This window comes from Elstera cyanobacteriorum (genome assembly GCF_002251735.1).
Classification (GTDB): Bacteria; Pseudomonadota; Alphaproteobacteria; order Elsterales; family Elsteraceae; genus Elstera; species Elstera cyanobacteriorum.
Genome location: NZ_NOXS01000022.1, coordinates 1 through 23,755, shown reverse-complemented (window position 1 = coordinate 23,755; position 23,755 = coordinate 1). Strand labels below are relative to the sequence as shown.

25 protein-coding genes and 1 tRNA gene are annotated in these 23,755 nt (G+C 63.5%); 12 read left to right on the top strand and 14 right to left on the bottom strand.

The window, feature by feature from the left end; genetic code table 11:
- Positions 1 to 25 precede the first annotated feature (25 nt).
- The 4 genes from CHR90_RS01965 (at position 26) to cysQ (ending at position 6,014) form a co-directional block, all read left to right on the top strand.
- Positions 26 to 1,609 (top strand): ABC transporter substrate-binding protein, encoded by a 1,584-nt coding sequence (locus tag CHR90_RS01965; protein ID WP_094407200.1) that lies wholly within the window; start codon positions 26 to 28, stop codon positions 1,607 to 1,609.
- Positions 1,593 to 2,801 carry a CapA family protein gene (locus tag CHR90_RS01960; RefSeq protein WP_094407198.1) on the top strand — a complete coding sequence of 403 codons (1,209 nt, stop codon included), beginning with the start codon at positions 1,593 to 1,595 and terminating at the stop codon, positions 2,799 to 2,801. The genes CHR90_RS01965 and CHR90_RS01960 overlap by 17 nt, the downstream gene beginning before the upstream one ends.
- 115 nt (positions 2,802 to 2,916) lie before the next feature.
- Positions 2,917 to 5,253, top strand: coding sequence for a xanthine dehydrogenase family protein molybdopterin-binding subunit (locus tag CHR90_RS01955; RefSeq protein ID WP_094407196.1), 2,337 nt, complete (start codon positions 2,917 to 2,919; stop codon positions 5,251 to 5,253).
- Complete coding sequence (cysQ, locus tag CHR90_RS01950) at positions 5,250 to 6,014, top strand: 3'(2'),5'-bisphosphate nucleotidase CysQ (RefSeq protein ID WP_094407194.1); 765 nt, start codon at positions 5,250 to 5,252, stop codon at positions 6,012 to 6,014. The genes CHR90_RS01955 and cysQ overlap by 4 nt, the downstream gene beginning before the upstream one ends.
- Positions 6,015 to 6,043: 29 nt before the next feature.
- Here cysQ and CHR90_RS01945 read toward each other — a convergent pair whose 3' ends face one another.
- Positions 6,044 to 7,417, bottom strand: a complete 1,374-nt coding sequence (locus CHR90_RS01945; protein WP_094407192.1) for a di-heme oxidoreductase family protein — start codon at positions 7,415 to 7,417, stop codon at positions 6,044 to 6,046.
- Positions 7,418 to 7,422: 5 nt separating this feature from the next.
- Positions 7,423 to 8,736: an imelysin family protein gene (locus CHR90_RS01940; protein ID WP_141210849.1), complete on the bottom strand. Its 1,314-nt coding sequence runs from the start codon at positions 8,734 to 8,736 to the stop codon at positions 7,423 to 7,425.
- Between the two features lie 126 nt (positions 8,737 to 8,862).
- On the opposite strand from CHR90_RS01940, the gene CHR90_RS01935 reads away from it, so the two are divergent.
- The 3 genes from CHR90_RS01935 to CHR90_RS01925 all read left to right on the top strand — a co-directional run bounded on the left by CHR90_RS01935 (position 8,863) and on the right by CHR90_RS01925 (position 9,899).
- Positions 8,863 to 9,525: a Fe2+-dependent dioxygenase gene (locus CHR90_RS01935; protein WP_094407188.1), complete on the top strand. Its 663-nt coding sequence runs from the start codon at positions 8,863 to 8,865 to the stop codon at positions 9,523 to 9,525.
- A 61-nt stretch (positions 9,526 to 9,586) separates the two neighbouring features.
- Positions 9,587 to 9,661 (top strand) — tRNA-Thr (locus CHR90_RS01930).
- Between the two features lie 40 nt (positions 9,662 to 9,701).
- Positions 9,702 to 9,899 carry a DUF2256 domain-containing protein gene (locus CHR90_RS01925; RefSeq protein ID WP_094407186.1) on the top strand — a complete coding sequence of 66 codons (198 nt, stop codon included), beginning with the start codon at positions 9,702 to 9,704 and terminating at the stop codon, positions 9,897 to 9,899.
- On the opposite strand, the gene CHR90_RS19080 is transcribed toward CHR90_RS01925, so the two are convergent.
- Together CHR90_RS19080 and CHR90_RS19075 are read right to left on the bottom strand one after the other, a co-directional pair.
- Positions 9,835 to 10,077, bottom strand: coding sequence for a hypothetical protein (locus CHR90_RS19080; RefSeq protein WP_141210848.1), 243 nt, complete (start codon positions 10,075 to 10,077; stop codon positions 9,835 to 9,837). The genes CHR90_RS01925 and CHR90_RS19080 overlap by 65 nt on opposite strands.
- A gap of 109 nt (positions 10,078 to 10,186) precedes the next feature.
- The gene (locus CHR90_RS19075) at positions 10,187 to 10,399 is read right to left on the bottom strand and encodes a hypothetical protein (protein ID WP_141210847.1); all 213 of its coding nucleotides are present in this window, start codon (positions 10,397 to 10,399) and stop codon (positions 10,187 to 10,189) included.
- Between the two features lie 225 nt (positions 10,400 to 10,624).
- On the opposite strand from CHR90_RS19075, the gene CHR90_RS01920 reads away from it, so the two are divergent.
- From CHR90_RS01920 to CHR90_RS01905, 4 genes are all read left to right on the top strand, one after another.
- A complete protein-coding gene (locus CHR90_RS01920; RefSeq protein WP_094407184.1) occupies positions 10,625 to 12,001 on the top strand; it encodes a class II 3-deoxy-7-phosphoheptulonate synthase in 1,377 nt (458 codons plus the stop codon).
- A 41-nt stretch (positions 12,002 to 12,042) separates the two neighbouring features.
- Positions 12,043 to 13,215, top strand: coding sequence for a nicotinate phosphoribosyltransferase (locus CHR90_RS01915; protein ID WP_229671582.1), 1,173 nt, complete (start codon positions 12,043 to 12,045; stop codon positions 13,213 to 13,215).
- Complete coding sequence (locus tag CHR90_RS01910) at positions 13,212 to 14,348, top strand: hypothetical protein (protein ID WP_094407182.1); 1,137 nt, start codon at positions 13,212 to 13,214, stop codon at positions 14,346 to 14,348. Before CHR90_RS01915 ends, CHR90_RS01910 begins: the two co-directional genes overlap by 4 nt.
- A gap of 308 nt (positions 14,349 to 14,656) precedes the next feature.
- Positions 14,657 to 15,208 carry a GNAT family N-acetyltransferase gene (locus CHR90_RS01905; protein WP_094407180.1) on the top strand — a complete coding sequence of 184 codons (552 nt, stop codon included), beginning with the start codon at positions 14,657 to 14,659 and terminating at the stop codon, positions 15,206 to 15,208.
- Positions 15,209 to 15,246: 38 nt separating this feature from the next.
- Here CHR90_RS01905 and CHR90_RS01900 read toward each other — a convergent pair whose 3' ends face one another.
- Positions 15,247 to 15,786: an RBBP9/YdeN family alpha/beta hydrolase gene (locus tag CHR90_RS01900; RefSeq protein ID WP_094407304.1), complete on the bottom strand. Its 540-nt coding sequence runs from the start codon at positions 15,784 to 15,786 to the stop codon at positions 15,247 to 15,249.
- 115 nt (positions 15,787 to 15,901) lie between these two features.
- On the opposite strand from CHR90_RS01900, the gene CHR90_RS01895 reads away from it, so the two are divergent.
- Positions 15,902 to 16,369 (top strand): Lrp/AsnC family transcriptional regulator, encoded by a 468-nt coding sequence (locus tag CHR90_RS01895; protein WP_094407178.1) that lies wholly within the window; start codon positions 15,902 to 15,904, stop codon positions 16,367 to 16,369.
- A gap of 27 nt (positions 16,370 to 16,396) precedes the next feature.
- On the opposite strand, the gene gor is transcribed toward CHR90_RS01895, so the two are convergent.
- From gor to CHR90_RS19385, 9 genes are all read right to left on the bottom strand, one after another.
- Positions 16,397 to 17,746 (bottom strand): glutathione-disulfide reductase, encoded by a 1,350-nt coding sequence (gene gor, locus CHR90_RS01890; protein ID WP_094407176.1) that lies wholly within the window; start codon positions 17,744 to 17,746, stop codon positions 16,397 to 16,399.
- Positions 17,747 to 17,748: 2 nt separating this feature from the next.
- Positions 17,749 to 19,206, bottom strand: a complete 1,458-nt coding sequence (locus CHR90_RS01885) for an NAD-dependent succinate-semialdehyde dehydrogenase (RefSeq protein WP_094407174.1) — start codon at positions 19,204 to 19,206, stop codon at positions 17,749 to 17,751.
- Between the two features lie 82 nt (positions 19,207 to 19,288).
- Positions 19,289 to 20,125 carry a DUF3108 domain-containing protein gene (locus tag CHR90_RS01880; RefSeq protein WP_094407172.1) on the bottom strand — a complete coding sequence of 279 codons (837 nt, stop codon included), beginning with the start codon at positions 20,123 to 20,125 and terminating at the stop codon, positions 19,289 to 19,291.
- 109 nt (positions 20,126 to 20,234) lie between these two features.
- Complete coding sequence (locus tag CHR90_RS19390) at positions 20,235 to 20,405, bottom strand: hypothetical protein (RefSeq protein WP_170941258.1); 171 nt, start codon at positions 20,403 to 20,405, stop codon at positions 20,235 to 20,237.
- A gap of 28 nt (positions 20,406 to 20,433) precedes the next feature.
- Positions 20,434 to 20,856: a hypothetical protein gene (locus tag CHR90_RS01875; protein ID WP_094407170.1), complete on the bottom strand. Its 423-nt coding sequence runs from the start codon at positions 20,854 to 20,856 to the stop codon at positions 20,434 to 20,436.
- A complete protein-coding gene (locus CHR90_RS19070; RefSeq protein ID WP_141210846.1) occupies positions 20,853 to 21,197 on the bottom strand; it encodes a hypothetical protein in 345 nt (114 codons plus the stop codon). The genes CHR90_RS01875 and CHR90_RS19070 overlap by 4 nt, the downstream gene beginning before the upstream one ends.
- A gap of 197 nt (positions 21,198 to 21,394) precedes the next feature.
- A complete protein-coding gene (locus CHR90_RS01865) occupies positions 21,395 to 22,390 on the bottom strand; it encodes a hypothetical protein (RefSeq protein ID WP_094407166.1) in 996 nt (331 codons plus the stop codon).
- A gap of 10 nt (positions 22,391 to 22,400) precedes the next feature.
- Complete coding sequence (locus CHR90_RS01860; protein WP_141210845.1) at positions 22,401 to 23,330, bottom strand: putative Ig domain-containing protein; 930 nt, start codon at positions 23,328 to 23,330, stop codon at positions 22,401 to 22,403.
- Between the two features lie 26 nt (positions 23,331 to 23,356).
- Positions 23,357 to 23,755 (bottom strand): hypothetical protein (locus CHR90_RS19385; RefSeq protein ID WP_212668587.1); only part of this gene is annotated, 399 nt, incomplete at its 5' end.

Genomic DNA, 23,755 nt, shown 5'->3' with positions numbered 1-23,755 from the left:
TCACAAAAGAACGGGAGACTAACCAATGCTGAGACGTTTTCGCCCCCTTGCCATCGCCCTCGGCCTCAGTGCGGCGCTAACCGCAGGAACGGCCCTGAGCCAAGCCCCCGACCTGATTATCGCGCGGGGCAACGAGCCGGTTTCCATTGATCCGCAGTTTGCCCGCACCGGCAATAATCAGATGACCTCTATCCATATCTTCGAGCGCCTCGCGGGCGTTGACGATAATATGCGCGCGACACGCCAGTTGGCCGTCTCGTGGAAAGCCCTGTCGCCGACCCTGTGGGAGGTGAAACTGCGCCCGAATGTGACCTTCCACGACGGCAGCCCCTTCACGGCGGAGGATGTGGTTTTCTCGCTGCGCCGCCCGCCGACGATTCCGAATTCCCCCGCGTCGTTTGCCGATTCGGTCGCTGGGATCGACAAGATGGAAATCATCGATCCGCTGACCCTGCGGATCACTTCGAAATCGCCCGACCCGTTGTTCGTTAATGAAATCGGCCGGGTGTTCATCGTTTCGAAAAAAGCGGCGGAGAACGCCAGCAACGATCAGTTCAATTCTGGGGCGGCCGCAATTGGCACCGGCCCCTATAAGTTCGTAAACTGGGTGCCGGGCGCGCAGCTTAATCTGGTGCGCAATCCTAATTACTGGGGCACCAAGCCGGAGTTCGAGCGGGTGCAGTTCCGCTTTATCAGCAATGCCGCCGCCCGCGTTGCCGCGTTGAAGGCGGGCGATGTGCAAATGATCGACCTCGTCCCGCCCAGCATGTTGGAGGAATTGAAGGGCGACCCGAATGTTGCGGTGTCGGAAGCCTCGTCGCTCCGGCTGATCTATATGGCGCTCGATAGCGCCCGCGATGTCAGCCCCTTCGTGACCGATGCCGATGGCAAACCGATGACGAAGAACCCGCTGAAAGACCAACGGGTGCGGCTTGCCTTGTCTAAACTCATCGACCGCCCCCGCCTCGTTGAAAGGGTGTTAACCAACGCCGGTACCCCCGCCGGGCAAATGATCCCGGAAGGCGTCTTCGGCTATGATCCGGCGCTCACCCCGGTCGCCTACGATCCCGAGGGGGCGAAGAAGCTGCTGACGGAAGCCGGATGGCCGAAAGGCTTCGGGCTAACGCTGCATGGGTCAAATGACCGCTTTGCCCAAGATAGCGCTGTGACCCAGACCATCGGCCAGCTTTTTGCGCGTGGCGGCATTAAGGTGAATGGCGTGCAGACGCTGCCCTACAGCGTGTTCGCCAAGGCGGCGACCGCCGGGGAATATTCGGCCTTCCTATTCAGCTATGGCTCGACGACCGGCGAAGCCTCAGCCGGTCTTGATAGCGTGATGCATACCTACGACAAGGAACGGGGTTTTGGCGGTAACAACCGCACGCGCTATTCCAACCCGAACTTCGATCTGCTGTTAGAACAGGGGATGGCCGAGTTCGACGACGATAAGCGCGAAATTCTGCTGCAACACGCCGCCAAGATCGCGTTTGGTGATGTCGGGATCATTCCGCTTTATTGGCAGAAAGTCGCCTGGGCTACCCGCAAGGGCCTGACCTATCAGGGGCGGCGGGACGAACAGACGGTCGCGATGAATGTCCGTCGCCCATAGGCTGCGCATCGCCGTGGCGGGTCAGTCCCTGATCCGCCGCGACCCGTTTGCCCTCGATAATCCCGAGGCCCAGGCGGTTGCCAATATTATCCGGGGCTGCGATGCCGCCTTCACCAATTTCGAAGGCTGCATCGCGGGTTCTTACGGCGGCTGGCCGACGAAGGATAAGGCCGCCCACGGCGTTGCTCCGGCGATGCTGGATAGTCTTGCTAGGTTTGGCTTCACCCATCTGTCGCTCGCCAATAATCACGCAGGCGATTTGGGACCAAACGGCATTCTATCCACGCTCGCGGAAACGGCCGCGCGCGGCTTTACCACCGCGGGAACCGGGCCAACGCTGACGGCGGCAACAGCGGCTGCCAGCGGGCGGGGGGTGGCCTTGGTGGCAATGGACGCCGGACCGTGGGATGCCTCGGTCTATGCCAGCGATGGCCAGGATGGGCGCGGGGCACGCCCCGGCTGCAACCGCTTGGGGGTCAGCCGCCGTTTGGGCGTGCCGCCCGCCCTGCTGGCCGACATGGCGGCCTATGCCGAGGCGGTTGGCCATGCCCAGCGCCTAGCAACGCGGGTGGCCGTCGGCTTTCAAACCCCGCCCCCGCCGGGCTGCATCGATTTTTTTGGTCAAGTGCTGCAACCGGCGGAAACCGCTACCGAACTCTGGCACGTTGCGCCCGATGATCTCGCCCGGCAGGAAACGGCCATCGCCGCCGCAAAAGCCAGCGGCGCCCTGGTCATCGCCTCGGTGCACACCCACCATTGGCCCGCCGATTGGCACGAACCCGGTCCGTGGCTTCCCCCCCTGGCCGAACGCTTGATCGCAGCGGGGGCAGATATGGTGTTGGGCCACGGGGCGCCGGTGCTTCAACGCCTAGCGATCATTGCGGGGCAGCCGGTCTTTTTCGGTCTTGGGAATTTTCTTTTTCATTCGCAGCGGGCCAGTGTTCGCCCGCATCCGGCGATTTGGCGCAGCCTGCTCGGCTGCCTAACGTTCGAGGCCGGGCGGTTGACGCAAATCGAGGTGCACGCCCTCCGTCTCGGCGGCGGCACGGACCCGGCATCGCAAGATTTCCCAAGGCTGTGGACCGGCCCAGAGGCCGAGGCTTTTTTGGCGACTTGGGTGGCGACGGCCAGCCTGCCGGGCGACACAAAGATCGAGGGGGCCGATGGGCGCCTGACCCTGCATTTGCCCTAACGCGGCTTGGCTTGGCCCCTCCCCTGCGGAAATGCCTCTGGCCTCCGTGCCGAAGCGTCCCTATCTTGATCACGCCGTTAATCGTTGGATTTTTCGGATCGTTAGGGAGAGCGGAATGGGTCAGTTCGGGATGGGCCAACCGGTGCGCCGGGTGGAAGATCAGCGCTTCGTTACCGGCCAGGGCCGCTATACCGACGATATTTCGCTGCCCAACCAAGCCTATGCGCTGGTGCTGCGTTCGCCCTACGCCCATGCCACCATCAAGGGGATCGACGCAACGGACGCCCTCGCCCTGCCCGGCGCGTTGGCGGTCTTGACGGCGGCGGACGTGAAAGCGGCGGGCCTGAAGCCATTGATGACGCCAATCAAGCTGAAGAACCGCGATGGGTCGCCGATGGTCGTCGTGCCGCGCCTACTGCTGGCGGAGGATACGGTGCGCTACGTCGGCGATGCCGTGGCACTGGTTATCGCCGAAGACCTCGCCACCGCCCGCGACATGCTCGATACGGTGATGGTGGACTATGAAGACCATCCCGCTATCGTCGAAACCGCCCGCGCCGTCGAACCGGGCGTGCCGCAGGTCTACCCGGAAGCGCCGGGCAATATCTGTTTTGACTGGGGATCGGGTCAGCCGGAGGCGGTGGAAGCCGCTTTCGCTAAGGCAGCCAAAACCGCGCGCGTCCGCCTGATCAACAACCGCCTGATTTCCCACGCAATGGAGCCGCGCAACGCCATTGGCGATATCGATGCGGACGGGCGGTTGACGCTCTACACCAGCAGCCAGGGCGTGCACGATTTGCAGGAAGTCTTCGCCGACGAGGTTTTCGGCCTGCCGCGCGAAAAGCTGCGCGTCGTGACGCCCGATGTCGGCGGCGGCTTCGGCACGAAAATCTTCCCTTACCCCGAACAGGCCCTAGTGCTGCTGGCGGCGCAGAAACTCGGCCGCCCGGTGAAATGGACCGGCGAGCGGTCGGACTCCTCACAAGCCGACGCCCACGGGCGCGACAATGTAACGGAAGCCGCCGTGGCGATGGATGCGGACGGAAAATTCCTGGCGCTGTCGGTCGATACCATCGCCAACCTCGGCGGCACCCTGTCGCCCTATGGGCCGTTCATCCCGACGCTGGCCGGAACGATGATGCTGACCGGCGTCTATGCCATTCCCTGCGCCTCGGTGCGCGTGCGCGGCGTCTTCACCCATACCGCGCCGGTCGATGCCTATCGGGGTGCAGGCCGCCCGGAAGCCGCTTACGTCATCGAACGACTGGTGGAGGAAGCAGCGCGCGTCACCGGCCTATCCTCGGCCGAAATCCGCCGCCGCAACTTCATTCCCGCCGCCGCCATGCCGTATAAGACGGCGCTGGGCCAGACCTACGACAGCGGCGATTTCAACCAGACGCTGACCGAAGCTTTGCGCCTGGGCGATCTCGATGGGTTCGAAGCCCGCCGCGCCGCATCCGCCGCCAAGGGCAAGCTGCGCGGGATCGGCCTGTCCTCCTACATCGAAGCCTGCGCCGGGGGCAGCCCGGAGGATGCGCGGCTGGTGATGGATGCCGGGGGTAAGGTCACGATCTTCATCGGCACCCAGTCCAACGGCCAGGGCCATGCCACCGCCTACGGGCAGTTGGCCGCCGACGCGCTGGGCCTCGACATTGCCGAAGTGACGATGGTGCAGGGCGATACCGATCGCATCCGCACGGGCGGCGGCACGGGCGGCTCGCGCTCCGTCCCCATCGGCGGCGTCGCCGTCACCCGCGCGGCGGAAGCCCTGATCGAAAAAGGCAAGCGCCTCGCCGCGCATCTCTTGGAAGCGGCGACGGCGGACGTGGAATTCGCCGAAGGGCGCTTCACCATCGTCGGCACGGATCGGTCGGTCGGGCTGACGGAGGTTGCGGCGAAAGCCAAGGCCGGGCAGGTGCCGGACGGCGAAACCCCGGAACTCGACGGCGACGGGCGCTTCAAGCCCCCCGCCGCGACCTTCCCCAATGGGACGCATATCGTCGAGTTGGAGGTAGACCCGGACACGGGCGGCGTAACGCTGGAGCGCTATATCGTCGTCGATGATTTCGGCGCGGTGGTGAACCCGCTGATGCTGGCCGGGCAGGTCCACGGCGGCATCGCGCAGGGCGCGGGGCAAGCGCTGATCGAAGAAGCCGCCTATGACCCCGAGTCGGGCCAATTGCTCACTGGCTCTTTCATGGATTACGGCATGCCGCGCGCCGATTTGCTGCCGCAGATCGAATTTCATCTCAGGAACGTCCCTTGCACCACCAACCCCCTGGGGATCAAGGGCGCCGGGGAGGCCGGGGCCATCGGCGCGCCACCCGCCGTGATCAACGCGCTGATCGAGGCGCTGCGCCCCTATGGCATCACTCATATCGACATGCCCGCGACGCCCCATAAAATCTGGCGGGCGATCCAGGCAGCCCAAGTGAAGGCGGCGGCGGAATGAGGGATTTCGCCGCGCTGCTACCGGGGTTGCAGAAGATCGTCATCGACGCCGGGGCGGCTATCCTGCCGCTCTATGCCAACGGTTGCCGGATGGCGCATAAGACCGACGGCTCCCCCGTTACCGAGGCCGATCACGCGGCGGAAGCGGTGCTGCTCGCGGGCCTTGCCGCGCTGACGCCGGATATTCCCATCGTCTCGGAAGAACAGGTCGCCGCCGGGCATCGGCCCGATTGCTCCGGCGGCCTATGGTGGTGCGTCGATCCGCTCGACGGCACAAAGGAATTCATCAACCGCACCGGGGAATTCGCCGTTTCGGTCGGGCTGATCGCCGGGGATTACCCCGTCCTGGGCGCGCTCAGCGTGCCGGTGCAGGGTCTCGCCTATCTTGGCGGGGTCGATCTTGGTTCCTGGCGCATCGCCGGGGACGAGCGGCGGAAAATCCAGATGCGCCCCGCCCCCGCCGATGGGCTGACGGCAATGATCTCCCGCTCCCACCGCGACGGCGCGCAAGCCGACGCCGCTTTGGCCGCGCGCGGCGTGACCAAGACCGTCAGTTGCGGCAGCGCCTGGAAATTCGGCCTGATCGCCGAAGGCACCGCCGACATCATGATCCGCTATGGCCGCACCTGCGAGTGGGACACCGCCGGGGGCCAAGCCATCATCGAAGGCGCGGGCGGCGCGGTGCAGACCCTTGAGGGCGCGCGCTTAACCTACGGCAAGCCTGATTTCGGCAACAGCGCCTTTCAGGTGCTGGCGGCGTAACAGGGGCAATTCCCAACCGGTCCTGATGCTTACAGCGACCGCAGGAACGCCACCAGCGCCGCCCGATCTGCTGCGGGGGCGGTGCGGAAGGCTTCCTTCGCTGTCTCCGCCTCGCCGCCGTGCCAGAGGATCGCTTCCGCCGGACCGCGCGCGCGGCCGTCGTGCAGCAGATGCTCGTGCTGATTGGCTTGCGGGATCATCCCAAGGCCCCAGAGCGGCGGGGTGCGCCATTCCGACGGCCCGGCTTCGTGATCCGGGCGGCCGTCGGCGAGGCCCGGCCCCATGTCGTGCAACAGCAGGTCAGTCAGCGGATGGATGGTCTGGTTGCGCAGTTCGGGGATTTTATGGTCGCCGGTTTTCAGCGTTGACACATGGCAGGCGGCGCAACCGAAGCCGGTGAATAACGCCTCGCCCCGCGTTAATTCCGGCGTCTCCCATTCCCGCCGACGCGGTACAGCAAGGGTTTGGGTGTAGGTGGTGAGCTTATCGAGATACGCGTCGCTCATCTCCGGCTCCCCGCCGTTAGGTGCGGCCAGGCAGGCTTTTTGCGCGGGTGGGCAGTTTTGCTTGGGGAAGAGGGATGTCGTGATGCCGATATCGCCATTGGCTGCCCCAGCGTTCTGGGTGCGCAGGTCGGGCTGATTGGCCTTCCAGCCGAACCGCCCCAGCTTGCCGCCGTCGAGCCGATTGGGACGGCCCGAAACGATCCCGTCCTTGGCCTGCTTTTCGGCCAGCGCGAGAATATCGGCCTCCGGCACGGCTTCCAGCAGCCCAAGGCCGATGACGGCGGGCGCCACCCGCAGGGAAGTCAGCAGATCCTTCCCCAACGGTCCATAGGCGGGCTGGTCGATCTGGATCGTAGGTTTGCGCAGACTATAGGCGCTGCCGTCGCCGAATTTTCCCGGCACCTCGGCCCAGCTCACCCGCACCCGCGCTTCGGCTTTGACGCCGGAAATCGCGCGGTCGTTAAGCTGGTCGCCATAGGCCGGATGGGGGATTGCGGTTTTTGTCGCCACATCCCAAACAGAAATCCGCACTAAGGCCGATTGCAGCGGTTCGCCTGCACTGTCCGGCACCTGCCCGCGCCCATCGCGCAGGTGGCAGGCGTCGCAGGACACACGGTTGAACGTCGGCCCCAGCCCGTCGAATTTCTCCGTGGAGGACGGCGCCGCCACCCAATTGGTGTTGAACAGACGATTGCCGAAGAAAAACTCACGCTGCCGTTCGGCATCAAGGCCAGCGAGCGGCAGGGTGAAAGCCATCTGTGTAACGATCTTGCGGCCTGTGGTCCCTGCGAGATCGGGGCCGAGCGGCGCGTCCTGCGCCTGAAGCGGAAGCGCTGCAAGCAGCGCCCCCATCAGGATCACAGCCGGGCCGACGGGTTCCCAGCATCGAAACGACATTCTGCTTACTCGGCCTTATGGGCAGTCGGCACGACAACCAATACCCCGACCGCCGCCCCGGCATCGGCGAGCGCCGAAGCGAGAGTGGTCAGATCCTTCACCAGCTTTTCGGCGGTCTTGCGGCCTTCGCTGTCTTTCGAAGCGCGCAGCACTTCCTGATCGAACGGGCGTGGCAGGGCTTCGGCATCGGCTTCCACCGCCGCCAAGGCAGCCAGCACGGCATTATTCACCTCGGGCGCGCGCTGGGCGACCAGCGCTTGCAGCGATGCCCCCGCCGGGGTCGCCGCCCCGCCGCTATAGACTTCGCGGATACCGCGAATATCGAACAGGAAATCCTGCCACGTCGTATCGGAGAAGCAGGAATGTTCATCTTCCTGATCGCCCGAGTCGAGCGCCACGGCAAGGCGTTCGGACATCAACTCGTAACCCGACAGGCTGGCTACCCCGGCGAAGATACGGCCCAAGGCTTCGCGCTGGTCGAGAGCCTTGAAATAGGCGGCATAATTGTCCTTACCCGCCGGATCCCAAGCCTTCGCCAGCGCGCCGAGATCATCCACCAGCATATCGGTGACGATTTTCAGATAGGCGCGGCGGCGGTCGTTATTCCCCTGACCGGGCGTATAGTCGCTGGCGGGACGGTTCCCCGGTCCGGTGGCCGAAAAATCCTGGCCCCACAGCAGAAACTCGATGGCATGCCAACCGGTCGTTACGTCGGCTTCGTCCGACACTTGATCGCGTTCCAAAATCGCCGCACGAGTCACCGGCACTTTGCGGTCGTTGATCAGGCCAGATTTCGGATTGCCCTTTACGCCGTCGATGAAAGCTTCGTTCAGCGGCCAAGCGTTGATATGGCCTTCCGGCCCTTCCTCGCTTCCGGTCGGGGTTTTGAGGTCGATGGGACCATCATAAAAACGGAAGGCCTCGGTCTTCAGATAGAAGACGCGCGCCGAGGTCCAGGCATTACGGGCATCGGCCAGCGTTGTGGCGTTCGGCGACTTCAGGAAACGGTCAATCGCCGCCTGCAAGCGCTTGGCGCCGCGATGGGCCGCCGTGTAACTCTCAAAAACATGGGCGACATAGCCAGTGACCTGGGCTGAGGCATCAAAGGCAAAAGCATTGGCATCGGTCGAATTCAGCTTATAGCTCGCCGGGCGTCCCCCGCCCTCGCCCCCCGTCTCGCCGCCTTCGCCCCCGGCGGCCAGCGCGGCCGGGATGGGATTGCTGAGCACGGCCATCGGGTCCGTCACCAGCGTTTCCCCGGCCGTGCTCGCCACCAGAAAGGCGCCGACGCCTACCCAGAATTTCGTCGTCTTCTGCATCCTCTGCTCCCCTGGGACGCGCCGCTGCGGCGCCCTGCCCCTTGCATGAACCTGGGCCGGAGTGTAGGCAGGAACGCGACGCATTCGCAAGATTAGTTGCGAATGATTTGCACTGTGAGATTTCCCATGCAGCTCTGTCTTGCCGATATTCTGCCTGCCGACCGGCTGACTGCACTTGTGGACCGATTGAAGACCGCGCGTTTCATTGATGGTAAAGCCACAGCCGGATGGAATGCCGCCGGGGTGAAGGAAAACCAGCAGGCGTATGCCCCTGGCGTGGCGCAATTGGCGGCGGAAATCGAAACGGCGCTGCGCCAGCATCCGGTTTTTGCCCTTGCCGCCCGCCCGAAGCGGCTGCACCCCATCCTCTTCGCCCGCTACGAGCCGGGTATGACCTACGGCTATCATGTCGATGACCCGTTGATGGGCGACCCGCCGCTGCGCACCGATTTGGCGCTGACGCTGTTTTTGTCGGACCCGGAAACCTATGACGGCGGCGATCTGATCATCGACCAGCCGGGCGGCGAGCAGGCGTATAAACTGCCGTTTGGGGCGGCCGTCCTCTATCCGGCTACAACCTTGCACCAAGTGGCGCCCGTCACGCGCGGCGTGCGGTTGGTGGCGATCACCTGGATTCAAAGCCTAATCCGCGATCCAGGCCGGCGCGAAATTCTGTTTGATCTTGATACCGCCCGCCGCATGCTGTTTGCCCGGGACGGCAAAAGCCGCGAGTTCGATCTTCTCTCGAAGAGTTTTGCCAACCTGCTGCGGCTCTGGGCGGAACCCTGACGCCGCGCTGGGGTGTTGACCCCGAAAGGTTCCACGTTTACAAGCAGCTATCCGCAAGGCCGCCGGCATAGCACAACGGTAGTGCAGCAGTTTTGTAAACTGAAGGTTGGGGGTTCGAATCCCTCTGCCGGCACCAGCAGCCTTGTTTTGCCCCGAGCCCGGTCTACATCGGGCGGATGGTTCACAAGAAACTCACCCTGCCCGAGAAAATCTGCGCCGCCTGCGGTCGTCCCTTTGCGTGGCGTAAGAAGTGGGCGCGGGACTGGCCGCAGGTGCGCTATTGTTCCGACCGCTGCCGGGGCAGCAACTCTACCAGCGGTCCCGGTCCCGCCAATGGGGCCGGTAGCGGTGGTAAGGCCGGTCGCGGTAAATGATCACCGGGCGATATTCCGGCGCCGGGCGATAGTAGACTGGCGGCGGCGGCGGGGCGTAATAGTACCGTGAATACCGGGGCTGATCGTAATAGTAGCGATCATGTGCCAAGGTCGCCGTGCCGGTCACGCAACCGGATAGAAGCACCGAGGCCGCCAACAGCGATAAACGGATCGACATCTTATCCTCCACAGCGGCGCTTTCCGCCGCATCACCTGAGACTTATCCTAGGCCTGCGCGCCTCACACGCCGCTTGCCGCCGTATGACAAATTCGTAATCCGGCGGCGATCAGTGGCGAGGGACGCGCCGTTCCCAATTCCGCCGGTGCCCATCGGCTTCCGGGGAATAATAATGACGCGGGCCGCGGTAGTCCGGCGGTGGGGGCGGCGCGGCATAAACACGCGCAGGCGGCCCGCCGTGGTAATGGGGACGATGGGAATGGCGGTCGCTGACGCACCCTGACGCCAACAGCAAGACCGATAGGATCAATACGCGACGCATGGACGGTTTCCTTCCCGAAGGGGTGATGGAAACAGCCTAACGCCTGTCAGCTTTCTCAGGGCTTGCCGCCGTATGACAAATGCGTTAACCGGACTGCCCAAGCGTTCATTACATCAGAAACCATTGGCAGGACTGCAAAATTAGAATTTCCGTTCTGCCAGGAAGCCGCTATTCTGGCAGACCTTTCCGAAGTGTCGGAGAGATGGAGGAAAGAAAGAGGATACAATGAGCGGGAAATGGACCCCCGAAAGCTGGCGCACGAAACCGGCGAAGCAACTGCCCAGCTATCCTGATGCGACCGATGTCGCCTCGGTCGAAAATACGCTGCGCAGCTATCCGCCGCTGGTGTTCGCCGGTGAGGCGCGCCGCCTGCAAGCCCAGCTTGCAAAAGTGGCCGACGGGAAGGCTTTTCTGCTCCAGGGCGGTGATTGCGCCGAAAGTTTTGCCGAATTCCACCCGGATAATATCCGCGATACCTTCCGTGTACTGCTGCAAATGGCGGTCATCCTGACCTTCGGTTCGGCCATGCCGGTCGTGAAGGTCGGGCGCTTGGCTGGGCAATTCGCCAAACCGCGGTCGGAAGATACTGAAACCCGCGACGGCGTGACGCTGCCGTCCTATCGCGGCGACGTGGTGAACGGCATCGAGTTCACCGAAGACGCGCGCATCCCCGATCCGAAGCGGCAGTTGCAGGCCTATAGCCAGTCAGCAGCAACGCTGAACCTGATCCGCGCCTTCGCCCAAGGCGGCTATGCCGATCTGCACCGGGTTCACGGCTGGACGCTCGGTTTTGTTTCGCGCTCCCCGGCGGGGGAAAAATATCAAGCGCTCGCGGACCGGATCGGCGAATGCTTGGCGTTCATGGAAGCCTGCGGCCTGACGTCCGAAACCTCGCCGCAGATCCGCGAAACCGATGTCTTCACCAGCCATGAAGCGCTGCTGCTCGGCTTCGAGCAGGCCATGACCCGCACCGACAGCATTAGCGGCGATTGGTACGATACGTCTGCCCATATGCTGTGGATCGGCGACCGCACCCGCCAGCTCGACGGGGCGCACGTTGAATTTATGCGCGGGATTAAGAACCCGATCGGCATGAAGGTCGGCCCGTCGATGGACCCGGACGATATGATCCGCTTGATCGACCGGCTGAACCCGTCGAACGAGCCGGGCCGCTTGACCCTGATCGCCCGCATGGGCGCGGATAAGATCGGCAAGCACCTGCCGCAGCTCGTCCGCCGGGTAGAGCGCGAAGGCCGCCGCGTCGTCTGGTCATCGGACCCGATGCACGGCAATACGGTCAAATCGGCCAGCGGGTATAAAACCCGCGCGTTCGACAATATCCTGTCGGAAATCCGCGCCTTCTTTGACATTCACCGCGCCGAAGGCACCTATGCGGGCGGCGTGCATTTTGAAATGACCGGCCGGAACGTGACGGAGTGTATCGGCGGCGCCCAAGCCATCAGCGATGATACGCTGGGTGATCGCTACCATACCCATTGCGATCCGCGCCTTAACGGCGAACAGGCGATTGAATTGGCGTTCCTGATCGCTGAATCCTTGAAAGCCGAGCGGGAAGCTGTAAGGCTTGCTGCAGCAAGCTAGTCGGTAGCGGCGCCGTCGGGGGCCTACCGGTCAGGAGAAATATGGACGTTCGCGACCGGGCCGTGGTTGCCCAGACCGAGGCACCTGTTCAAGGTGTGGCGCTTTCCGATGCTCAGGTCGCCGACCGGACCGATGCGTATTTCCTGCGGACGAAAGAAATCGTCCGCAGGAACGGCGACACCAGCGTCACCTATGCTGTCTTTATGCGGCGTCCGGTGCTATTTGCGGCAAAACTTGCGCTGGATTGGCTGACAGCGATGGCCGCCCAGCGCGGCACGCAGTTCACCATCGAAACCAAACACCAGGAAGGCGATTGGGTCGGCGCGGGCGAACCGCTGTTCTATGTAACCGGCGCCTTCACCCATCTCGTCGATCTCGAAACCATTCTGCTACAACGGCTCGGCCCGGCCTGCGTTGCGGCCTATAACGCCTTTACCATGTGCGTCGATTTGCCAAATGTGGCATTTCTGGCGATGGAAGCGCGCCACTGCGCGGGCCAGGAAATGGCCGATATGATGGCCTATGCCGCGCATGTCGGATCGGACGCCGCAAAACGGTCGGTCGGCGCGGTCGGGTTTATTGGCAATGCCACGACGGCGACCGCCCATCATTTCGGGCGGGAGAGCGGCCTCGGCACCATGCCGCACGCGTTGATCGGCTATGCCGGATCGACGGTGCGCGCCGCCGAAATGTATCATGAGACCTATCCGCAGAACGATCTGATCGTCCTCGTCGATTATTTCGGCCAGGAAGTGACCGATGCGCTCGCGGTCTGCCACCGCTTCCCCGAATTGGCGGCGGCGGGGCGCATCAGCTTTCGCCTCGATACCCACGGTAGCCGCTTTATCGAGGGGCTGGATACATCCCTCTCCTACGCCGTACTCGCGGCCCATGCACCGCAGTCGATCCGGGGCTATCGGACAGAAGCGGAACTGCGGCATCTGGTCGGCCCCGGCGTAACGGCGGCGGCGATTTTCCATTTCCGCCAAGCGCTCGATCAAGCCGGGTTCGGTGCGGTAAAAATCATCGCTTCCAGCGGCTTCGGCCCGGCAAAATGTAAAGTAATGGCAGCGGCAGGCGCCCCCATCGACGTGATCGGCACCGGCTCCTACCTGCCGGATAATTGGGGCGAAACCTACGCCACCGCCGATATCATCGCTTACGATGGCGAACCGCGCGTTAAGCTCGGCCGCGAATTTCTGCTGCGGAAATGATCTGGCTCCGGCGGATTGCCCTAGCCCTGGCGGTCCTCGCCGGGGCGATGGGGCTGGGCTGGGCCATGACCCCAGCGGGAACCGGATCGGCGCTCTGGGTCATCGTCTCGCTGCTGGCGGGGAGGGAGCCGCTCCCCTTCGCCCCCGCCGTCGATCAGCGGCGCACGGAATGGACCGTAGAAGGGCGTACCCGCCAGGGTGACATTTGGCTAAGGCAGGATGGCTGGGAACGCGCCAGCCTGATCCTCGTGCCGGGCGCCTCCAAAGCCGGGCGCGACGATTCGCGTCTGATGCTGATGGCCCGGCTGCTGGCGGAAACCGGCTTCCGCGTTATCGTGCCAGAACTGCCGGGCATGGAAAAACTGCACGTCCTGCCCGATCACCCGCGCGCCATTGCCGATGCCGTCCGCGTTGCGACCGACCGGATCGATCCGGCGGCGCGGCAGGTTGGGATTGGTGCCGTCTCCTACAGCCTCGTCCCATCGATCCGTGCGGCGCTCGAACCCGATATCGCCGCCGATGTGCAGGGGATCTTCGCGCTCGGCGGTTTTTATGATGCCGAAGCGGTCATCCGCTTCTTCACCACTGGCGCTTATCGCGGACCGCTGGATGAGAGTTGGCAGTTCCAGCCGCCCAATGCGCGGGGGATTTGGGTCTTTCTCGACGCCAATCTTGATCGCCTGAGCGATCCCGCCGACCGGGGCCTACTGGGGATAATGGCGCAGCGCCGCCTGACTGATCCCAGCGCACCGCTGGATGATCTCGCCGCTGGCCTAGGACCGGAAGGCCGGGCGCTGTTCGCCCTGATCCGTAACGATGATCCCGACGCGGTAGGTGAGTTCATCGCCGCCCTCCCCGCCCCGCTGCGGGAGGCGATTGCTGCGCTGAGCCTTGCGGATCTAGATCTCTCCGGCCTTTCCGCATCCGTGACCCTCGTGCATAGCCGCCATGACGGAACCGTGCCTTACACCGAAAGCGAAAGCCTGATAGAAGCCCTGCCCCCAGGACAGGGTCATTTGGTTCTGCTGGATGATCTGAGTCACGCCGATATCGGTAGCCTTTCCGTCAAAGATGCGTTCAGCCTATGGGGCGCTGCCCTGCGACTGATGCAATTTCGGCAAGATGCAGGATAAAATTCTGCCTATTGACGCGACCTCAGAATATGATATTGATCTGCCTCACCTAATCAGAGGATTTCACGGTGCTTCAGTTTCTTCCCCTGCAACGACGACGACAGGATGGCCGGTTCGGCCAGCCGGTGCGTCGTGACGCGCAGCGGGATGCGGGCACCCTGACGAAACTCAGCCCCTCCTGCCCTGCCGCTTCGGTGGGGACCCTGTTGCCCTAGACGTACCCCGGCGGTTGCCGGACCGGGTTTGGTCGGTGTGTCGCTGGCCAAGCGACTGGACGTGTGCGCTCTCGGGATTACAGGACTAGGACAATGGTGACTTTCACCCAAGAACAGCCGCAAGACGCGGCGGAAATCGAACATCTGCTCGATAAGGTTTTCGGCCAGACACGCTGCCAGAAGACTTCCTATCGGTTCCGGGATCGGGTCGCGCCCGTCGCACCGCTGTGCTTCGTCGCCAAGGATGGCGAGAAGATCATCGGCACCCTGCGCTATTGGCCTGTGCAGATCGGCCCGAACGCGACGCCTGCCCTGCTGCTGGGTCCGCTCGCCGTCGATGGCGACTATCGGGGCCTCGGCCTTGGCGCCGACCTTATGGATGTAACGCTGGCCGCCTGCGCTGCTCACGGGCATCAGGTGATCGTGCTGGTCAGCGACCTCGCCGAATTCTACGCCAAGTTCGGCTTCGAGCAGGCTGGCCCGAAGGGCATTACCATGCCGGGCGAAAAGACCGAGCGGCTGTACATCCGGGGCCTAACCCCTGGATCGCTGGCCGATCTGGAGGGCCCTGTCCTCCCTTTCGCCGCGCGGACCCTGAAACCACGCTCGGCGAAAGTCCGCAGCGTGAAGCGGAAGGCCGCGTAATCGCCTGAGGCGGATGGGGCCTAGCGGCCCCATCCATCCTAATGTGCCAGACCGGCAATGAAGGCGGTTAGCAAAGCCCGCCCCTCCGGCCAAGCGCCCAGCCCGCTTTTGGCGTTGAGATGCCCCTTGGCACCAATGTCGAGATAGCCACACCCCCATTGGGCGGCCCGCTGCCGGGCATAATCGGGCGTTCCATAAGGATCGTCCGAACTGCCGACGATCAGGGCAGGACAGCGGAAACTATCGCCCGGGGGGGCCGTAAAACTTACCGCCGCCGCCGGAAACTTCGACCCTACCGGATCGGGCACCGCCACCAAAAAGGCCCCGGCAACGGGATGCGCCGAGCGTGCCTGCCAAAAGGCAACCAGCAGACACCCTAGGCTGTGGGCGACCAGGACCGGAGGAGCGTTCGACGCTGCAACGGCCGCGTCGAACGCCCCCAACCAATCATCCAACTCCGGGTGATCCCAGTCGCGCGGCTGGAACGGACGCATCGTCGCATCTTCCGCCGCCCATAGGCTTTGCCAATGCGCTGGGCCTGATCCATTGATCCCCGGTACCAGAATGATTTCCGTCATCATCGTCTCCTACGTCGTTCGATAGAGGAAAAATGACGGGTTTCCGAGCGCGGCTGAATGGGTGATCATCGGAAAAGAAACGCCCTTTCCGATGAATTCAAGGTGGAGCATCCCGATGAGCGGCTTGAAGAGCCTCCTTGACCCCGTGGATATCGCTATTTTGGAAGCACTTCAGGAAAATGGCCGGATCGGCATGTCGGAACTTGGGCGGCGGATCGGCCTGTCGCAGCCCGCCACCTCCGAGCGGGTGAAACGGCTGGAAGAGCGCGGCATCGTCACTGGCTATGGCGCGCGGATCAATGCCGCCGCCCTGGGCCTCGGCATGATGGCGGTGATCCGGCTGCGCACAACCCACGAGCATATCCGGGCCAGCCTGGCCTTGTTCGCCGAAATGCCACAGGTGATCGAAGTCCTGCGTTTAACCGGCGAGGATTGCTTCATTCTCAAAGTGCTGGTGCCAACCCCGGCAGAACTGGAAGCCATCGTCGATACCATCGCCCGATTCGGCGCGGTTACGACGTCGCTGGTCTTGCGCAGCGAGCCGATCAAGCCCATCGGTCGGGCCTTACTCAAGCGGGTTTAGCCGGGGCCGAAGCCCCGGCTGCCGTTGTTAAGTCCGCTTGTCCCGCAGCGTCACAAACTCTTCCGCCGCGCTGGGATGCAGGCCGATCGTGCGGTCGAACTGCTGCTTGGTCGCGCCGCAGGTCAGGGCGACGGCGAGACCTTGGACGATTTCCGCCGCATCCGGCCCGACCATATGCGCCCCTAAGACGCGCTGGGACGGCTGATCGACCACCAGCTTCATAAACGTCCGCTCCGCCCGGCCAGAGATGGTGTTCTTCATTGGGCGGAAGCGGGTTGTGTAGATATCGAGCGTATGGCTCGCTGCCAGGGCCGCCTCTTCCGACAGGCCGACCGTGCCGACTTCCGGGCGCGAGAAGACCGCCGTCGGGACAATATTCTCGAAGACGCTCATCGGGTTTTGATTATAGAGCGTTTCAGCCACCGCCCGCGCTTCGGCAATCGCGACCGGCGTTAGATTGAAGCGGTTGGTCACATCGCCAACGGCATAGATCGAGGGCACCGAGGTGCGCGACCAATTATCGACGATAATCTCGCCCTGCGCCCCAGTCTGCACCCCAACTGCCTCTAACCCCAGGCCTTTGGTATTCGGCGCGCGACCCGTTGCCGCCATGACCTGCCCCGCCAGGATTACCGATCCGTCGGACAGGGTGACACGCCGCGCCGCGCCCTCTTCCGCCACGCTGGCGATCGTCCGGCCCGGCAATAGGTTAATCCCGCGCGCGGCCAGCGAGTCGGTGAGATGCGCCCGCACTTCGCCATCAAAGCCGCGCAAAACCTGATCGCCCCGGAAAACCAGATCGACGGTACAGCCCGCCGCCCGGAAAATTCCGGCAAACTCCACCGCAATATAGCCCGCCCCGTAAATGACGATGCGTTCCGGCAGGTTTTTCAGATCAAGCGCCTCGTTCGAGGTGATCATCAACTCCTTACCCGGAATATCCGGCACAGTCGGCCAGCCACCGGTGGCAATCAGAATGCGCTCCGCCGTTACGCGCCGGTCGCCGACCTGCACCGTGTGCGGATCGACCAGCACGCCGCGCCCCTCGATCCGCGCAACCCCGGCCTTGTCGAGCATTGAGACATAGATACCGTGGAGACGATCCAGCTCGTTATCCTTAGCCGCGATCAGCTTGCGCCAGTCCAGGCTAGCGCCGTCAATGCTCCAGCCAAAACCGGCGGCGTCGGCCAGCGTGTCGGCGATATCGACGCCATAGATCAGCAGCTTTTTCGGCACGCAGCCGCGTAGAACGCAGGTGCCGCCAATGCGGGCTTCTTCAATAATGCCAACGCGCGGGCCGTAGGCGGCGGCGCGGCGGCTCCCCGCCACGCCTCCCGACCCGGCGCCGATGGTCAGCAGGTCAAATTCATAGGCCATCCCTAGGCTCCAATTCCACCGAAGGTCACGAACTTCAGTTGGATGTAATCATCAACGCCATATTTTGAACCCTCGCGGCCCATGCCAGACTGTTTAATCCCGCCGAAGGGCGCAACTTCCGTCGCAATCGCCCCTTCATTGACGGCGACCATGCCATATTCCAGCGCCTCGGCCACCCGCCAGACGCGCCCAAGGTCGCGAGCATAGAAATAGGCGGCGAGGCCGTAATCGGTGTCATTGGCCAGCCGGATGACATCGGCCTCGTCCTTAAAGCGGACGAGCGGCGCGACCGGACCAAAGATTTCGTCCCGCACGACCGACATTTCGCCAGTCACATCGGCCAGCACGGTCGGGGTATAGAAGCGCCCACCCAGCGCATGCTTCGTGCCGCCGGTCAGCACGCGCGCCCCTTTTTCCGTCGCCTCAGCCACCATCCGTTCGACCTTCGCCAACGCGCGGTCGTCGATCAGCGGACCGGTCGTGGTGCCGGTGTCGAGGCCGTTGCCGACTTTCAGCCCCTGCGTTGCCGCTGTGAATTTCGCGGCAAAAGCCTCGTAAATCCCCTCCTGCACGAAAACGCGGTTGGCGCACACACAGGTCTGCCCGGCATTGCGGAACTTCGACAGGATCGCCCCGGCCACCGCGGCATCGAGATCGGCATCGTCGAAAACGATGAAGGGCGCATTGCCGCCCAACTCCATGCTGACCTTTTTCACCGTCTGCGCGGCCTTACTCAGCAGCAACTTGCCGACTGCCGTCGAGCCAGTGAAGGTGATCTTTTTGACGATAGGATTGAAGCTCAATTCGTCACCAATCGGCGCGGCATCGCCGATCACGATGTTCAGAACCCCTGCGGGCAGCCCGGCGCGTTCAGCAAGCTCCGCCAGAGCCAGCGCCGAAAACGGCGTCAGATCCGACGGTTTGACCACCAGCGTGCAGCCGACCGCCAAGGCCGCCCCGGCTTTGCGCGCGATCATTGAAGACGGAAAATTCCACGGGGTAATCGCCCCACAGACGCCGACCGGCTGCTTTACGACCAGCAAACGCTGACCGCCGCGCGGCTGCGGGATGACATCGCCATACACCCGGCGGCCCTCTTCGGCAAACCATTGGATATAAGCGGCGCCCGACAGAATTTCACCGCGCGCTTCGGCCAGTGGCTTGCCCTGCTCGCTGGTCATTAGAACGGCAAGATCATCGACATTCTGAACGATCAGCTCGGCCCAGCGGGTGAGGATGATCGACCGTTCCTTTGCCGTCTTCGCTGCCCAGAGCGGAAAGGCCGCGCCCGCCGCTTCAATCGCCCGGCGGGTTTCAGCCGCCCCCATATTTGGGACCGTGCCGATCAAAACGCCCGTGGCTGGATTATCGACGGCAAGGGTGCCCCCCGTATCAGCGCCAACCCATTGGCCATTGATATAGGCTTGCTGACGGAACAGGGCGGTATCGGTCAGGTTCATTCTCTCCCCCTAAAGCTCGGTGAGCGGCGTTAAGCGCTACTCATATCAACGCGGACAAAGGAGAGACACCAGAGAGACAATGTTAATTCGGCGGCAAGGCAGCCATGCGCGTTTCCCCGCTCACCGCCCGGGCGGCGACCAGATGTACGATGATGCTTCCCAGCGTTAATTCGCTCTCGATCCGCACCGGCACGCGCGGATGCCCCGGCAGAACCGAGGCAAGATGCACCGTGATCGGTCGCTCGCGGTCTTCCGGGCGGTTCCAATCGGTTTCGCGAATGATATAACCGCCAAGGCGCTTGATGACGAACCGACAGACCAGGGTCGGCCCAGCAAACATACTGTAACTGCTGGCTTTCAGCACCTCCGATTGCGCAGGCCGGAAAACGGCATCAAACCGCCGCCGTCCGTCAAAGACCGGCAGTTGATCGGGGCAGGTCTGGCTATCCCCGATCCGGCTGAGGCTGAGGAAGCTGGCGGTCAGCGGGTCGAACACCCCTCGCGTCTGCGCCGCATCAATAGGCGTGCGCGGCTCATCGTCTTTTTCCGGGCTGGCCCACCAATCGGCGGGCCGGTCGGGAAACAGCGACAGGCGAACGTCGCGCGGTTCGCTGCGAAAAATACTGGCCGACCGATACTCGATGCGCGGCGCGATATGGAGAGCGCGGGGATCGAAGTCTGCCTCGGCAAACTGCGTCGCCCGCCACCCGGCAAACCAATCGGTCATGCCTTCGGTCTGGCCGGTCAGGGCGATAGCCGTGCGCCCCTCCGTCGCCGTGTAGCGCACGGCATAGCGCGCCGCGCCGATACCGCCGACATAGACGCGATACTCAAGTTCCGCCCCCTGGGGTTCGGGGGCGCTGGCCGAGGCTGGAAACGCCAATCCACCGGCCAGCAAAACGACTGCAAGCGACCGCATGACCGATCCTTTCAACCAAAGGCACTCTGGTGCGAGATGGTGGCAGCACGCCTAGATGCCAAGCCCACAACATACACCTTTTCTCGCCAGGATCGGTCTCTCATCCTCCTTAGGAAGAACGATCCGGCGTCAGCGCCGCCACCACCCCAGCCAAGGTGCTGCCGATGGTGATGATGGCATTCGAAATTTCCGGCTCAAGGCTCACACCGAAACCGGTTGCCAGCGCGATAAGGCCAAGCCAAGTGCTGCGCTCCTGCAAGCGCGCGAGAAGATAGGACATGTCAGTCTCCTGAAGACGAAGATGAAAATCAGTCCAGCGCCATCTGAGCGGCGGACCGATACAGATCGGGGGAGTAATAGTCGCCAACCCCGTTTTCGTGACGGACGATGGCCTGCATGAGCCCAACCCACGTCGGCACGTCTCGGACCAGCGGTTGATCTACTGCAACGCGAAGCGCCGCTGCGACAGAGGCACGATAGGCCGCCGTGTCGTTTTCCGTCGGGGGGGCATAGCGGTCGATGATCGCCGCAACCGTCCGACAGTGGTAAATATCGTAGTAAGTGCGCAGCAGCCGACCGAGAGCGCGCAGGCCCCACAGCGGTTCCTGAAACACGATGAAGGTGGGGTCGGCGGATTGATCCACACTCATACCCCGCCAGAGGGTTGCCGTCCGCCGAATATTGCCGGGATTATGATTGCGGATGCCGCGCGGCAGCCTGCCGCCCGTCATGGCAGGATCCTTTTCAGCAAGAGGGCGAGATGATCCCATCCCCCACCGGCCAACCAACCGAATAACCCGCCGCCGCCAACCGCTACCGCCGCCTTCTGGGTTGTCGCCCCTCTTGGGGTTTCGACATTGGCCAGTCGGGTTTCCAGGCGGTCGATCCGCTCCTGCCCATAGTGCAAGTGCAGTTTCATCTCGGTGCCGATTTCGGCGACTGCCTGGGAGAGATGATTGAGGCTTTCTGCGGTCTGATCCAATCGTGCGTCCGCCCGTTCACGCCACACGCGCCCCTCGCGTGCGCCTGCCTGGATTTCGGCTAAAACGGTATGAATATCCCCCATCATCATGGCCGTACCGCCAACGTTGAGGGATTGAGACCGGCAGGCAGATTGCTGGCATTCCACGGCCCAGCAGGTGTGGAGGCCGCGAAGGTACGCCCGGCATCGNGTCTGATCCAATCGTGCGTCCGCCCGTTCACGCCACACGCGCCCCTCGCGTGCGCCTGCCTGGATTTCGGCTAAAACGGTATGAATATCCCCCATCATCATGGCCGTACCGCCAACGTTGAGGGATTGAGACCGGCAGGCAGATTGCTGGCATTCCACGGCCCAGCAGGTGTGGAGGCCGCGAAGGTACGCCCGGCATCGCCCAGCATCACGAACCGCCCCTGGACGCAGACGATGGGGCATTCGGTATCATAGGGGCCGGACGCAGCCGGAAGCGTCGCCCCGGCCTGGACTGTTAACCCGGCGTCGGTGGTAAATCCCGTTTCCGCCTCGGTGTAGGCGCAGGCGACGATATAGCCATTGCCGTAGGCCATGCCGCGATAATAGCCGCCGCTGATCAAGGCTGTTGGGTTGCTCTGCGCAAACCAGCTTTGCCCATCAATCGAACGCGCCAGCAGACTGTTGGCCCCCATCGAGTCCGGCCCGAACCAGATACCGTTCAAATGGGCGATCTGAAACCGGTAGGATTGACCTGTGCTGCGCACCGAAATCCAAGCGGCCCCATCATCGGACCGATGGAACCACTGAGTTCCGGTTGCCATAATCGATGCCCCGGCCTCCGACCGCTCGAAGGAATAACCGAACGCGGCATCAATCAAGGTTGCCCCTACAAGGCTCCAAGTAACCCCACCGTCAATTGAGGTCACAACACCGGTTTCCCAGTGGCTCGTGCGGTCCGCCATCGCCATCGCCCACCAGACACCATCGCGCCAGCGCAAAAAACCAAGACGGCTATAGCCGCCCGGCAAGGTCGGCACAAAGCTGGTGAAGTTGATCGCATCGGGTGACGTCCACATCACCCCCGCCGTCTGGTCCCAGATCAACCAGCGGTCACCATAGGCGGCGCTATCGCCCTTCACCCCAGGGATGAGAACCCAGGCCGTGTGCGAGTTGATTGACCGCGCCGCGCCACTTTGGCCCACCGCCAGCAGCCGATTGATTTGGGTATTATTGACCGTGATCGAAAAATCCCGGTCGGCAAAAGCCCCGCTCGCCGCCGTGGCGCGGGCGGTGAAATTAAACACTTCGGGCATACCGCCCTCCTTATGTAATGGTGATCGAATAGGCGCGCGTGCCGAAGGCAAAGCCTGGGTTGGCAGCACAAGCCACCGTAAAAGTGTATGTGCCCATCTCGTTCTCGTTGCTGACCGTGCCGCTGATCTCGCCGCCGACGCGTGTCAGTGTAAGCCCCCAGGGCAGCGTGCCACTGCTGATCCAGAACACGCCAGAAGGGCTTACCGTCTGCGGAATCGGCCCGACCGACGTGCCCCGGGCGAAGCTGCCAAGGTCCGTCGCCACCGGCGCCGTCCAGGTAACAACCGTATCCGGCTCCCAGGTGCCGCCGCCGATATTCCGCACCACGCCTGCCAGCGCGCCGGTATCGCGGTCGAGCGTCAGGCCCCAGGGGAGCACGCCGCCGCTTATCGTGTAAACCGCCGCCCCGGTTGCAGCGAGGCCAAGGGCAACCGGTTCGTTGATGCCATTATAGGTTTCCCGCACCGTGCCAAGGCTGCCGCCTGCGGTTACCCAGACCGGCGGCGGGCCGGGATCGTCGGTCGCGCCGCCGATCACCGCCAGCGTGCCCGCGAGTGCCCCCGTCTCCCCATCCAGCGTTAGCCCCCAGGGCAAGCGCCCGGCCCGCACGGCAAAGCTGGCGGCTCCGCTGGCGGTCAAGGTGGCGGCAAAACTGCCACCCTGGGTCGCGCTGCCTAAACTACCCGCCGCCGTGCCCCAGACCGGCGCGGTCGGGGCCGGGCGCGGGGCGCCGCTGATCGTATCCCCGACCAGTGTTAGCCCCGGCGGCAAGTTGCCGGACGGCAGGCTATAGCTGACCGGTGGCGCGTCGGTGGTTGCCAGCAGGGTCGCTGAATAGGTTGCCCCCCATTCAGCATTGGGTAGGGGAGAGATTGATATCCAGTTAGGGGGTAAACGAGATATGCCCAAACGAGTACGGAAAGAGATTAAAACCGGCATTGTTAATCTATCCTTATGAACGACGGTCAGCCTGGAACGTCGAGGATGAGGAATTTGCTGGTCTGCCAGGTGGCGCCGCTGTTCCCGGTGCGGTCATAGCAAACCGCGATATAGCGCCGCCCGGACGCGGCCAAATCGTTGACGTAGTAAGGGTCGGGCACGGGGGTATAGTCGCTGAACCCCGCCCCATCCGCCGACCGCAGACAGGCGTTCGACCGGCCCGCCACCAGCAGGCCACCGTCGCCATAGGCGGGCACCGGCAGCGGAATAGTACGCGGCAGCGGCAAGCTGTCCCAGCTATCGGCCCGTTGCGACCGAAATACCGCCGCTTGATTTTGAGGGAAGGCAAAGACCCACCCCGGCCAGCCGTCCGAACTGCGCGAAAATCCGGTCGCGCCGCGCCAGATTGGCGCAGGGATGGACGG

Excerpts from the sequence above, each read along its gene's own strand:
- CHR90_RS01905 (WP_094407180.1), top strand. The coding sequence starts at position 14,657 with ATGGTGACTTTCACCCAAGAACAGCCGCAAGACGCGGCGGAAATCGAA.
- CHR90_RS01900 (WP_094407304.1), bottom strand. The coding sequence starts at position 15,786 with ATGACGGAAATCATTCTGGTACCGGGGATCAATGGATCAGGCCCAGCG.
- CHR90_RS19075 (WP_141210847.1), bottom strand. The coding sequence starts at position 10,399 with ATGCGTCGCGTATTGATCCTATCGGTCTTGCTGTTGGCGTCAGGGTGC.
- CHR90_RS01865 (WP_094407166.1), bottom strand. The coding sequence starts at position 22,390 with ATGCCCGAAGTGTTTAATTTCACCGCCCGCGCCACGGCGGCGAGCGGG.
- CHR90_RS01935 (WP_094407188.1), top strand. The coding sequence starts at position 8,863 with ATGCAGCTCTGTCTTGCCGATATTCTGCCTGCCGACCGGCTGACTGCA.
- CHR90_RS01880 (WP_094407172.1), bottom strand. The coding sequence starts at position 20,125 with ATGCGGTCGCTTGCAGTCGTTTTGCTGGCCGGTGGATTGGCGTTTCCA.
- CHR90_RS19080 (WP_141210848.1), bottom strand. The coding sequence starts at position 10,077 with ATGTCGATCCGTTTATCGCTGTTGGCGGCCTCGGTGCTTCTATCCGGT.
- CHR90_RS01920 (WP_094407184.1), top strand. The coding sequence starts at position 10,625 with ATGAGCGGGAAATGGACCCCCGAAAGCTGGCGCACGAAACCGGCGAAG.
- CHR90_RS01945 (WP_094407192.1), bottom strand. The coding sequence starts at position 7,417 with ATGTCGTTTCGATGCTGGGAACCCGTCGGCCCGGCTGTGATCCTGATG.
- CHR90_RS19390 (WP_170941258.1), bottom strand. The coding sequence starts at position 20,405 with ATGTCCTATCTTCTCGCGCGCTTGCAGGAGCGCAGCACTTGGCTTGGC.
- cysQ (WP_094407194.1), top strand. The coding sequence starts at position 5,250 with ATGAGGGATTTCGCCGCGCTGCTACCGGGGTTGCAGAAGATCGTCATC.
- gor (WP_094407176.1), bottom strand. The coding sequence starts at position 17,746 with ATGGCCTATGAATTTGACCTGCTGACCATCGGCGCCGGGTCGGGAGGC.
- CHR90_RS01875 (WP_094407170.1), bottom strand. The coding sequence starts at position 20,856 with ATGACGGGCGGCAGGCTGCCGCGCGGCATCCGCAATCATAATCCCGGC.
- CHR90_RS01965 (WP_094407200.1), top strand. The coding sequence starts at position 26 with ATGCTGAGACGTTTTCGCCCCCTTGCCATCGCCCTCGGCCTCAGTGCG.
- CHR90_RS01955 (WP_094407196.1), top strand. The coding sequence starts at position 2,917 with ATGGGTCAGTTCGGGATGGGCCAACCGGTGCGCCGGGTGGAAGATCAG.
- CHR90_RS01925 (WP_094407186.1), top strand. The coding sequence starts at position 9,702 with ATGGTTCACAAGAAACTCACCCTGCCCGAGAAAATCTGCGCCGCCTGC.
- CHR90_RS01910 (WP_094407182.1), top strand. The coding sequence starts at position 13,212 with ATGATCTGGCTCCGGCGGATTGCCCTAGCCCTGGCGGTCCTCGCCGGG.
- CHR90_RS01860 (WP_141210845.1), bottom strand. The coding sequence starts at position 23,330 with ATGCCGGTTTTAATCTCTTTCCGTACTCGTTTGGGCATATCTCGTTTA.
- CHR90_RS01940 (WP_141210849.1), bottom strand. The coding sequence starts at position 8,736 with ATGCAGAAGACGACGAAATTCTGGGTAGGCGTCGGCGCCTTTCTGGTG.
- CHR90_RS19070 (WP_141210846.1), bottom strand. The coding sequence starts at position 21,197 with ATGATGATGGGGGATATTCATACCGTTTTAGCCGAAATCCAGGCAGGC.
- CHR90_RS01895 (WP_094407178.1), top strand. The coding sequence starts at position 15,902 with ATGAGCGGCTTGAAGAGCCTCCTTGACCCCGTGGATATCGCTATTTTG.
- CHR90_RS01885 (WP_094407174.1), bottom strand. The coding sequence starts at position 19,206 with ATGAACCTGACCGATACCGCCCTGTTCCGTCAGCAAGCCTATATCAAT.
- CHR90_RS01915 (WP_229671582.1), top strand. The coding sequence starts at position 12,043 with ATGGACGTTCGCGACCGGGCCGTGGTTGCCCAGACCGAGGCACCTGTT.
- CHR90_RS01960 (WP_094407198.1), top strand. The coding sequence starts at position 1,593 with ATGTCCGTCGCCCATAGGCTGCGCATCGCCGTGGCGGGTCAGTCCCTG.